This window comes from Streptomyces sp. MspMP-M5, from assembly GCF_000373585.1.
Lineage (GTDB): Bacteria > Actinomycetota > Actinomycetes > Streptomycetales > Streptomycetaceae > Streptomyces.
Map to the genome: position 1 here is coordinate 18,241 of NZ_KB891927.1, position 11,559 is coordinate 29,799.

6 protein-coding genes are annotated in these 11,559 nt (G+C 71.1%); 4 read left to right on the top strand and 2 right to left on the bottom strand.

All coding sequences use genetic code 11. The annotated features are described in order from the left end of the window. Positions 1-222: 222 nt before the first annotated feature. Positions 223-3,063, top strand: a complete 2,841-nt coding sequence (gene secA / locus B073_RS0131810; RefSeq protein ID WP_018542125.1) for a preprotein translocase subunit SecA — start codon at positions 223-225, stop codon at positions 3,061-3,063. 102 nt (positions 3,064-3,165) lie between these two features. Here secA and B073_RS48880 read toward each other — a convergent pair whose 3' ends face one another. Next, positions 3,166-4,035: an Rv3235 family protein gene (locus B073_RS48880; RefSeq protein WP_018542126.1), complete on the bottom strand. Its 870-nt coding sequence runs from the start codon at positions 4,033-4,035 to the stop codon at positions 3,166-3,168. Between the two features lie 280 nt (positions 4,036-4,315). On the opposite strand from B073_RS48880, the gene B073_RS0131820 reads away from it, so the two are divergent. The 3 genes from B073_RS0131820 to B073_RS0131830 all read left to right on the top strand — a co-directional run bounded on the left by B073_RS0131820 (position 4,316) and on the right by B073_RS0131830 (position 10,965). Next, on the top strand, positions 4,316-4,822 hold the full coding sequence (locus B073_RS0131820; RefSeq protein ID WP_018542127.1) for a DUF6912 family protein: 507 nt from the start codon (positions 4,316-4,318) through the stop codon (positions 4,820-4,822). A gap of 104 nt (positions 4,823-4,926) precedes the next feature. Beyond that, entirely contained in the window at positions 4,927-5,589 is a 663-nt protein-coding gene (locus tag B073_RS0131825) for an HAD family hydrolase (RefSeq protein WP_026247913.1), read from the top strand. Positions 5,590-6,006: 417 nt separating this feature from the next. Beyond that, on the top strand, positions 6,007-10,965 hold the full coding sequence (locus B073_RS0131830) for an NAD-glutamate dehydrogenase (RefSeq protein WP_018542129.1): 4,959 nt from the start codon (positions 6,007-6,009) through the stop codon (positions 10,963-10,965). A gap of 297 nt (positions 10,966-11,262) precedes the next feature. Here B073_RS0131830 and B073_RS0131835 read toward each other — a convergent pair. Beyond that, positions 11,263-11,559, bottom strand: a 297-nt coding sequence (locus tag B073_RS0131835; RefSeq protein ID WP_018542130.1) for a hypothetical protein, incomplete at its 5' end; no start/stop codon positions are given.

An 11,559-nucleotide genomic window follows, 5' to 3' on the forward strand; every position in this document is an offset into this window, starting at 1 on the left:
CCGCGGAAACCGTTCGGGCGCTTCGGCGGAAACTTTCCGGCACCTTCTCGCGGGCTCGTGCGTTGACGTGGCGAGGGGTCGGCGGGCATCGGCTGCGGCGGACCTCCCGGCCGGACAGCGTCCTCCTTTACGATGGCCGTTGCGGCGGGGCCTGCCCCCTGGAAACATGCCGCGCCCGCGCACTCGACCGTGCAGGCCCGACCGGCAAGGAGACCAGCCCAAGTGTCCGTCTTGACGAAGATCATGCGTGCAGGCGAAGGAAAGATCCTGCGCAAGCTGCACCGCATCGCGGGCCAGGTGAACTCCATCGAAGAGGACTTCGCGGCCCTCTCCGACGCCGAGCTGCGCGCGCTCACCGACGAGTACAAGCAGCGCTTCGCCGACGGCGAAAGCCTCGACGACCTGCTGCCCGAGGCGTTCGCCACGGTCCGCGAGGCCGCCAAGCGCGTGCTGGGCCAGCGGCACTACGACGTCCAGCTCATGGGCGGCGCCGCCCTGCACCTCGGCTATGTCGCGGAGATGAAGACCGGTGAGGGCAAGACCCTGGTCGGTACCCTCCCGGCGTATCTGAACGCGCTGTCCGGCAAGGGCGTCCACCTGATCACGGTCAACGACTACCTCGCCGAGCGCGACTCCGAGATGATGGGCCGGGTCCACAAGTTCCTGGGCCTGAGCGTCGGCTGCATCCTGGCCGACATGACGCCGGCTCAGCGCCGCGAGCAGTACAACTGCGACATCACCTACGGCACCAACAACGAGTTCGGCTTCGACTACCTGCGCGACAACATGGCGTGGTCGAAGGACGAACTGGTCCAGCGCGGCCACAACTTCGCGATCGTCGACGAGGTCGACTCGATCCTGGTCGACGAGGCCCGTACGCCGCTGATCATCTCCGGCCCGGCGGACTCGGCCACCAAGTGGTACGGCGACTTCGCCAAGTTGGTGCTGCGCCTCAAGCGGGGCGAGCCGTCCAACCCGCAGCGCGGCATCGAGGAGACCGGCGACTACGACGTCGACGAGAAGAAGCGCACCGTCGGCATCCACGAGTCCGGTGTCGCCAAGGTCGAGGACTGGCTGGGCATCGACAACCTCTACGAGTCGGTCAACACGCCGCTGGTCGGGTACCTCAACAACGCGATCAAGGCCAAGGAGCTGTTCAAGCTCGACAAGGACTACGTCGTCATCGACGGCGAGGTCATGATCGTCGACGAGCACACCGGCCGTATCCTCGCCGGCCGCCGCTACAACGAGGGCATGCACCAGGCCATCGAGGCGAAGGAGGGCGTGGAGATCAAGGACGAGAACCAGACGCTCGCCACGATCACCCTGCAGAACTTCTTCCGCCTCTACGACAAGCTCTCCGGCATGACCGGTACGGCCATGACCGAGGCCGCCGAGTTCCACCAGATCTACAAGCTCGGCGTGGTCCCGATCCCGACCAACCGCCCGATGGTCCGCAAGGACCAGGCCGACCTGATCTACCGCACCGAGCCCGCGAAGTTCGACGCGGTCGTCGAGGACATCGCCGAGAAGCACGAGAAGGGCCAGCCGATCCTGGTCGGCACCACCTCGGTCGAGAAGTCCGAGTACCTCTCGCAGCAGCTCAGGAAGCGCGGTATCGCGCACGAGGTGCTCAACGCCAAGCAGCACGAGCGGGAGGCGTCGATCGTCGCCCAGGCCGGCCGCAAGGGCGCGGTGACGGTCGCCACCAACATGGCCGGCCGCGGTACGGACATCAAGCTCGGCGGCAACCCCGACGACCTCGCCGAGACCGAGCTGCGCCAGATGGGGCTGGACCCGGTCGACCACGTGGAGGAGTGGGCGGCCGCGCTGCCCGCCGCGCTGGAGCGCGCCGAGGCGGCCGTGAAGGCGGAGTTCGAGGAGGTCAAGGAGCTCGGCGGGCTCTACGTCCTGGGCACCGAGCGGCACGAGTCGCGGCGCATCGACAACCAGCTGCGCGGTCGGTCCGGCCGGCAGGGCGACCCGGGCGAGTCGCGGTTCTACCTCTCCCTGGGTGACGACCTGATGCGGCTGTTCAAGGCGCAGATGGTCGAGCGGGTCATGGCGATGGCCAATGTGCCCGACGACGTGCCGATCGAGAACAAGATGGTGACGCGGGCGATCGCCTCCGCCCAGTCGCAGGTCGAGCAGCAGAACTTCGAGACCCGCAAGAACGTCCTGAAGTACGACGAGGTCCTCAACCGCCAGCGCGAGGTCATCTACGGCGAGCGCCGCCGCGTCCTGGAGGGCGAGGACCTCCAGGACCAGATCAAGCACTTCATGGACGACACGATCGACGCCTACATCCAGGCCGAGACCGTCGAGGGCTTCGCCGAGGAGTGGGACCTGGACCGCCTGTGGGGCGCGTTCAAGCAGCTCTACCCGGTCAAGGCGACCATCGAGGAGCTCGAGGAGGAGGTCGGCGACCGCGCGGGCCTGACGGCGGAGTTCATCGCCGACGCCATCAAGGAGGACATCCACGAGCAGTACGCCGCCCGCGAGGAGCAGCTCGGCTCGGAGATCATGCGGGAGCTGGAGCGCCGCGTGGTGCTGTCCGTCCTGGACCGCAAGTGGCGTGAGCACCTCTACGAGATGGACTACCTCCAGGAGGGCATCGGCCTGCGGGCGATGGCCCAGAAGGACCCGCTGGTGGAGTACCAGCGCGAGGGCTTCGACATGTTCACCGCGATGATGGAGGGCATCAAGGAGGAGTCCGTCGGCTATCTGTTCAACCTGGAGGTCCAGGTGGAGCAGCAGGTCGAGGAGGTCCCGGTGGAGGAGGCCGCGGAGCAGGCCCAGCCGGGGCGGGGCGGCGAGGAGGCCGTTCCGGCGGCGGCCGGCGCGGGGCGCCCGGAGATCCACGCCAAGGGCCTGGAGGCGCCGCAGCGGCCCGACCGGCTGCACTTCACCGCGCCCAAGGTGGACGGCGACGGCAGCGTCATCGAGGGCGACTTCGTCAGCGACGCGGACGGCGACGGCCCGGCGCGTTCGGAGGCCGACGGCATGACGCGCGCGGAGCGGCGCAAGGCGCAGAAGAGCGCGGGGCGCCGCCGCAAGAAGTAGGCGGTCCGCTCCGCGGCGGAGACGGAAGCGGAGGGCGCCCTGGCCATCGTCGGCCGGGGCGCCCTTTTGCGTTGCCCGGGCGCGCTGGGCGTGGGCCGGGTCCTACGGGAGCGGTCCGATGTCGAGGGCGGCGCAGCGCCAGCGGGTGTCGGCGCCCCGTTCCAGGCGGAACGCCAGGGCGCGCAGGCGGGCGCCGGTGGTGATCCGGGCGAACGCCTCGATGACCCCCTCGCGGGGGCGGCACAGACCGCATTGACGCAGGGCCGGGGCGGGGGCGCGCAGGCCGGGGGCCACGTAGGGGCGCAGCGGTGACAGCGGGGCGAGCTCGGCGAGGCGGTCGTAGGCGGCGGGCAGGGCGTGGCCGAGAAGGACGTGGACGGGGCGCTGGCCGCTCAGGGTGAGCAGGAGCTGGTGGGCGAACCAGAGGTGGGGCCGGTTCTCCTGGGCACGGAGCCGGGCGCCCGGGGTGGGGAGCGGGGCGGGGGCGGGGCGGTGCTGTGCGGTGGTGCGGGAGAGATACGGGGTGCGGGTGGGGCCGTGGTTGCCGGCGGAGCCCGGGCCGCGGCCGGCGGGGCCGGAGGGGCGGCGGGTGGCGCGGCGGGGCGGGGGAGGGGTGCGTCGTGGGGCGGTGGGCGACGGGGGCGGTGTCGTCGGCGGTTCGGTGGGAGCGGTGGGAGCGGTGGGAGTGGCGGAAGTGGTGGGGGTAGTGGGGCTGCCGTGCGAGGCGTCGGAGGTGTCGGAGGTGTCGGAGGCGTTGGTGGTGTCGATGGTGCGGGCGGTGTCGATGGTGCCGGTGTCGGCGGGGGAGCGGCGGGGGCGGGGGACGTTCGGGGCGGTGCCCGAGGTGGCGGCGGCGGTGTCCAGGGCCGGGCGATCGGGGCGCGGGCCGGGCGGTGTGGTGGCGGACGGGGCCCGGCGGGCGTTCGTCGTGGTGCCGGTCGCGGCGGTGTTGTCGCTGGTCGTGTCCGTCATCGCGGTGCCCCCTTGTGCCGGGCCCGGAGTCATTACCGGGCGGTAGCTAGTGGTGTGCGATCTTGTCGACGGCGTGCCGGCGGCGGCAAGACGCCCGGTGGGCCGTGGCGCGGCGGGAGAATTTCACCCGTCCGTGGCACCGGCCCGGGATCACGGGCCGCGCGCCTGGCACCGGCCGGGCCGGCCGACGGCGGGGCGGGCGGCTCCCGGGCGGCACGAAGGGGGACGCACCGCCGTATGCTGGCTGGGCATTCTTCTGGATCTAGCGAGAGCGGCTGCCATGCGTGTCTACGTCCCCCTGACGCTTTCCGGGCTCGCTGAGGCACACAAGAGCGGTGAGCTGGGGACCGGCCCGCTGCTCGCGTACGCCGTCACGCCCGCGCTGCGGGAGTGGTACGTCTCGGACGACATCGAGGAGCTGGAGTACGCGGCGCTCAACCGCGCGGCGCAGGCGTCGCTGCGGCTCCTGGCCGGGCACCCGGAGGTGCCCCGGCGGCGGGTCGTGGTGGCGGTGGACGTGCCGGACCGGAGCGCGACCGTGGACCCTGACCGCGGGCTGGACCAGTCCGCGCTGGGCGAGGTGCGGGTCGCCGGGCCGGTGCCGCTGTCGAAGGCGGCGGCGGTGCACGTGGACGCCGCGGACGCGGCGGAGGACGTGGCGGCGGCCGCGGCGGCGCTGGGCGCGGCCGATGTCGGTGACGACGACGCGCAGTTCACGGTGGACGGCGCCGAGGACCACGACCTGATGTGGTTCGGGGTGCAGGAGATCCCGCAGCTGCTGGCGTGACGCCCGGCGCGGCGGCCGCGTCCCGTCCGCCGCGGGCGTTGTCAGTGGCGGCGGGTACGGTTTTTCCCATGGCAGACGCACGGGGGAAGGACCGGGGGGACGGCATGAGGAAGCCCGCAGCACACATCGTGTGGGACTGGAACGGCACCCTGTTCCACGACATCGACGCCGTGATCGCGGCGACCAACTCCGCCTTCGCGGAGATCGGCCTGGAGCCGATCACGCTGGAGCGGTACCGCGAGTTGTACTGCGTGCCGGTGCCGGTGTTCTACGAGCGGCTGATGGGCCGGCGGCCCACCGAGGCCGAGTGGCTGGTGATGGACGCCACCTTCCACCGGCACTACACCGAGCAGCGGGTCGGGTGCGGCCTCGCCGAGGGCGCGGAGGCGCTGCTCGCGGCCTGGCAGGGGGCCGGGCGGAGTCAGTCGATCCTCAGCATGTTCGGCCACGACGAGCTGATACCCCTGGTGCGCGGGCTGGGCATCGCCTCGCGGTTCATACGCGTCGAGGGCCGCACGGGTCCGTCCGGGGGGTCGAAGAGCGCGTACATGGTGCGTCATCTGGCGGCGCTGGAGAGCGTCGATCCGGGGCGTACGGTGGTGATCGGGGACGCCGTCGACGATGCGGTGGCAGCGCGGGACGCCGGAGCGCACGCGGTGCTGTACACCGGCGGATCGCACAGCCGGAACAGTCTGGCGGCCGCCGGCGTGCCGGTGGTGGACAGTCTCGCCGAGGCCGTGCAGGTCGCGGAGGACCTCGCCGCCTAGCGGCCCGACCCGGCGCGCAGGCGACCGGCACCGTTCCGCGCGCATACGCCGTCCCGGCGCCCCTTTGTCCAGAAGGGCCAAGTTAAGGGTGTGGTTTTACGTGCACGGCGCATAACGGGGCGCTCGCCGGGAGAGATAGCCTTGGCACCGTGATCAGCGCGATAGTCCGCGGGGGTGGCAAGCCCCCCGCCGAGCGCCCGGGGCACGACCGTGACCGGGCGACCGCTGACCGTTGCGGCCGCCGATCCGCGTCGACTCCGTCAAATCCCGTCGACGACGGCACGGCCTCCCCCCATCGCGGCATAGCGTCGACAGCGACCGGACACCCCGCGTCGTGTTGGCGTTGTGCGGCTTTCGCGGCCCTTCCCACCTTTTTCCACAACGTCACGCAACGGCGCGCGACAGGAGCCAGAGGACATGCAGACCAAGCTGGACGAAGCCAAGATCGAGCTGCTCGCGAGGGCCGCCCGGGTAGGTGAGAGCTCGGCCGGGGGGAAGACCCCGGCCCGCGGACTGGACCCGGACACCCTCGCGGGATACCTCCAGCGCTACTACCTGCACACCGCCCCCGAGGACCTCACCGACCGCGACCCGGTCGACGTCTTCGGCGCCGCACTCTCCCACTACCGTCTCGCCGAGCACCGGCCCCAGGGCACCGCGAACGTACGGGTGCACACCCCGACCGTCGAGGAGAACGGCTGGACGTGCAGCCACTCCGTCGTCGAGGTGGTCACCGACGACATGCCGTTCCTGGTCGACTCGGTCACCAACGAGCTCTCGCGACAGGGCCGCGGCATCCACGTCGTGATCCACCCGCAGCTGACCGTCCGCCGGGACGTCACCGGCAAGCTGATCGAGGTCCTGGACGTCAACGGCGACGCGCACGGGCCCAACGGCGGCGGCAAGGCCGCCGAGCGGCCGCACGACGCGGTCACCGAGTCCTGGATCCACGTCGAGACCGACCGCGAGACCGACAAGGAAGACCTCAAGCAGATCACCTCGGACCTGCTGCGGGTGCTCTCCGACGTCCGCGAGGCCGTCGAGGACTGGGACAAGATGCGCTCCGCCGCGCTGCGGATCGCCGAGGACCTGCCCGGCGAGCCGATCGCCGACGACATCCGGGCACAGGATGTCGAGGAGGCCCGCGAGCTGCTGCGCTGGCTCTCCGACGACCACTTCACCTTCCTCGGCTACCGCGAGTACGAGCTGGCCTCCGCGCCCTGCGAGGACGGCGGGGAGGAGGACGTCCTCACCGCGGTCCCCGGTACCGGCCTGGGCATCCTGCGCTCCGACCCGGCGCACCGCGAGAGCGACGCCGGCCACCCCGTCTCGCCGTCCTTCAACCGGCTGCCCGCGGACGCCCGCGCCAAGGCCCGCGAGCCCAAGCTGCTGATCCTCACCAAGGCCAACAGCCGCGCCACCGTCCACCGTCCCTCCTACCTCGACTACGTCGGCGTCAAGAAGTTCGACAAGGAGGGCAACGTCATCGGGGAGCGGCGCTTCCTGGGCCTGTTCTCCTCCGCCGCGTACACCGAGTCCGTGCGCCGGGTCCCGGTGATCCGCCGCAAGGTCGCCGAGGTCCTCGACGGCGCCGGCTTCAGCGCGCACAGCCACGACGGCCGCGACCTGCTCCAGATCCTGGAGACCTACCCGCGCGACGAGCTGTTCCAGACCCCGCCGGACCAGCTGCGGTCCATCGCCACCAGCGTGCTCTACCTCCAGGAGCGCCGCCGCCTGCGGCTCTACCTCCGCCAGGACGAGTACGGCCGCTACTACTCCGCCCTCGTCTACCTCCCGCGGGACCGCTACACCACCGCCGTCCGGCTGCGGCTGATCGACATCCTCAAGGAGGAACTGGGTGGCACCAGCGTCGACTTCACCGCCTGGAACACCGAGTCGGTGCTCTCCCGGCTGCACTTCCTCATCCGGGTCGAGCCCGGCACCGCGCTGTCCGAGCTCACCGACACGGACGTGGACCGCATCGAGGCCCGGCTGGTGGAGGCCGCCCGCTCCTGGGCCGACGGCTTCGCCGAGGCGCTGACCGCCGAGGTCGGCGAGGAGCGCGCGGCCGAGCTGCTGCGCCGCTACGCCCACGCCTTCCCCGAGGGCTACAAGGCCGACAACAACCCGCGCAGCGCCGTCGCCGACCTCCAGCACCTGGAGAAGCTCACCGGCGAGGCCGGCCGGGACTTCTCGGTCAGCCTCTACGAGCCGGTCAACGCCGGGCCCGGCGAGCGCCGCTTCAAGATCTACCGCCGGGGCGAGCCGGTCTCGCTGTCCCGGGTGCTGCCCGGCCTGAACTGCCTGGGCGTCGAGGTCACCGACGAGCGCCCGCACGAGCTGCGCTGCGCCGACGCCACCCGCGCCTGGATCTACGACTTCGGCCTGCGGATGCCCGAGCACGTCTCGGGCGACGACGCCCGCGAGCGCTTCCAGGCCGCGTTCACCGCGGTGTGGACGGGCGCCGCCGAGAGCGACAACTTCAACAAGCTGGTGCTGCGGGCCGGGCTCGACTGGCGCCAGGCGATGGTGCTCCGCGCCTACGCCAAGTACCTGCGGCAGGCCGGCTCGACCTTCAGCCAGACGTACATGGAGGACACCCTCTCCAACAACGTCCACACCACCCGGCTGCTGGTCTCGCTCTTCGAGGCGCGGATGTCGCCGGAGCGGCAGAGCGCCGGCACCGAGCTGATCGACGGGCTGCTGGAGGAGCTGGACGGCGCCCTGGACCAGGTCGCCTCCCTCGACGAGGACCGCATCCTGCGCGCTTTCCTCACCGTCATCAAGGCGACGCTGCGCACGAACCACTACCAGCGCGACAGCCACGGCAATGCGCACTCCTACCTGTCCCTGAAGCTGGACCCGCAGGCCATCCCCGATCTGCCGGCGCCCCGCCCGGCGTACGAGATCTGGGTGTACTCGCCCCGCGTCGAGGGCGTCCACCTGCGGTTCGGCAAGGTGGCGCGCGGCGGTCTGCGCTGGTCGGACCGGCGGGAGGACTTCCGCACCGAGATCCTCGGCCTGGTCAAGGCCCAGATGGTCAAGAACACCGTCATCGTGCCGGTCGGCGCCAAGGGCGGCTTCGTCGGCAAGCAGCTGCCCGACCCGGCGCAGGACCGCGACGCGTGGCTGGCCGAGGGCATCGCCTGCTACCGGACGTTCATCTCGGGTCTGCTGGACATCACCGACAACCTCGTCGCCGGCGAGGTCGTCCCGCCCAGGGACGTCGTCCGGCACGACGAGGACGACACCTACCTCGTGGTCGCCGCCGACAAGGGCACCGCCACCTTCTCCGACATCGCCAACGAGGTCGCCGAGTCCTACGGCTTCTGGCTGGGCGACGCGTTCGCCTCCGGCGGCAGCGCCGGCTACGACCACAAGGGCATGGGCATCACCGCCCGCGGCGCCTGGGAGTCGGTCGAGCGGCACTTCCGCGAGCTGGGCCACGACACCCAGGCCCAGGACTTCACCGTCGTCGGCGTCGGCGACATGTCCGGTGACGTCTTCGGTAACGGCATGCTGCTCAGCGAGCACATCCGGCTGGTCGCCGCCTTCGACCACCGGCACATCTTCCTCGACCCCAAGCCGGACGCGGCGACCTCGTACGCCGAACGCCGCCGGATGTTCGAGCTGCCGCGCTCCTCGTGGGCGGACTACAACACCGAACTGCTCTCGCAGGGCGGCGGCATCCACCCGCGGTCGGCCAAGTCCATCCCGATCAACGCCCAGGTGCGGGCGGCGCTGGGCATCGAGTCCGGCGTGAAGAAGATGACGCCGGCCGATCTGATGCAGGCCATCCTCAAGGCCCCGGTCGACCTGCTGTGGAACGGCGGCATCGGCACGTACGTGAAGGCGTCGACGGAGTCGCACACCGACGTGGGCGACAAGTCCAACGACGCGATCCGGGTCAACGGCGAGGACCTGCGGGTCAAGGTCGTCGGCGAGGGCGGCAACCTCGGCCTGACCCAGCTGGGCCGGATCGAGTTCGCCGCGGCCGGCGGGAAGATCAACACCGACGCGATCGACAACAGCGCCGGTGTGGACACCTCCGACCACGAGGTCAACATCAAGATCCTGCTCAACTCCGTCGTCGCCGACGGCGACATGACGGTCAAGCAGCGCAACAAGCTGCTGGCGGAGATGACCGACGAGGTCGGCTCGCTGGTGCTGCGCAACAACTACGCGCAGAACACCGCACTGGCACTGGCCATCGCCCAGTCCTCCAGCATGCTCCACGCCCAGCAGCGCTTCATGCGCCGCCTGGTGCGCGACGGGCATCTGGACCGGGCGCTGGAGTTCCTGCCCACCGACCGGCAGATCCGGGAGCGGCTGAGCGCCGGGCGCGGCCTGACCCAGCCGGAGACCGCGGTACTGCTCGCCTACACCAAGATCACGGTGGCCGACGAGCTGATCCAGACGGCGCTGCCGGACGACCCCTACCTCCAGCACCTGCTGCACGCCTACTTCCCGACCGCGCTGCGGGAGAAGTTCAGCGAGCAGGTCGACGGGCACGCGCTGCGCCGCGAGATCGTCACCACGGTGCTGGTCAACGACACCGTCAACACCGGCGGTACGAGCTTCCTGCACCGGATGCGGGAGGAGACCGGGGCGTCCCTGGAGGAGGTCGTCCGCGCGCACACCGCGGCCCGTGCGATCTTCCGGCTGGGCCAGGTCTGGGACGACGTCGAGGCGCTCGACAACGTCGTGGCGGCCGATGTCCAGACCCGGATCCGGCTGCACTCGCGCCGGCTGGTCGAGCGCGGCACCCGCTGGCTGCTCAACAACCGCCGCCAGCCCCTGGAGCTGTCCGGGACGATCGACTTCTTCGCGGAGCGGGTGGCGCAGGTCTGGGCGGAGCTGCCGAAGCTGCTGCAGGGCAGCGACGTGGAGTGGTACCGGACGATCCTGGAGGAGCTGACCGACGCCGGGGTGCCGGAGCCGCTGGCCGTCCAGGTGTCCGGCTTCTCCTCGGTCTTCCCGGCGCTGGACATCGTCGCCATCGCGGACCGGACGGGCAAGGAGCCGCTGGCCGTCGCGGAGGTCTACTACGACCTCGGCGACCGGCTGCGGATCAACCAGCTGCTGGACCGCATCCTGGAGCTGCCGCGGAACGACCGCTGGCAGTCGATGGCCCGTGCCTCGATCCGCGAGGACCTCTTCGCGGCGCACGCCGCGCTCACGTCGGACGTGCTGTCGGTGGGCGACGGGTCGGCGACGCCGGAGGAGCGGTTCAAGGCGTGGGAGGAGGCGAACGTGGCGATTCTGTCGCGGGCGCGGTCCACGCTGGAGGAGATCCACGGGTCCGAGGGGTTCGATCTGGCGAATCTTTCGGTGGCAATGCGGACGATGCGGACGTTGCTGCGGACGCATAGCTGACGCGGCGGGGCGGCGCCCTCCGGGCGCCGGGCCCCCTTGTCCTCAAGCGCCGGACGGGCTGGTCGTGCCCGTCCGGCGCTTGGGCGTTTCCGGGGGCCTGGGGGTGGGGTGGCGTGGGGTGGCTGTGGTGGGCCCGTGCGGGCCGGGGGTATCGCTGCGCTCGCCCTCAAACGCCGGACGGGCTGGATATGTGCCGGGCCGGGGGTATCGCTGCGCTCGTCCTCGAACGCCGGACGGGCTGGAATGTGCTGCCCCGACTGGAATGTGCGGCCCCGGCTGGAATGTGCGGGCCGGGGGTCAGGCGTGGGTGAAGTTCTCGTAGGCGGTGAGGACTTCTTCGGTGGGGCCGTCCATGCGGAGGACACCTTTTTCGAGCCACAGGACGCGGTCGCAGGTGTCGCGGATGGAGTTGTTGTTGTGGCTGACGAGGAAGACGGTGCCGGCCTCCTCGCGCAGTTCGCGGATGCGGGCCTCGGAGCGCTTCTGGAAGGCGCGGTCGCCGGTGGCCAGCGCCTCGTCGATCAGCAGCACGTCGTGGTCCTTGGCGGCCGCGATGGAGAACCGCAGCCGGGCCGCCATACCGGACGAGTAGGT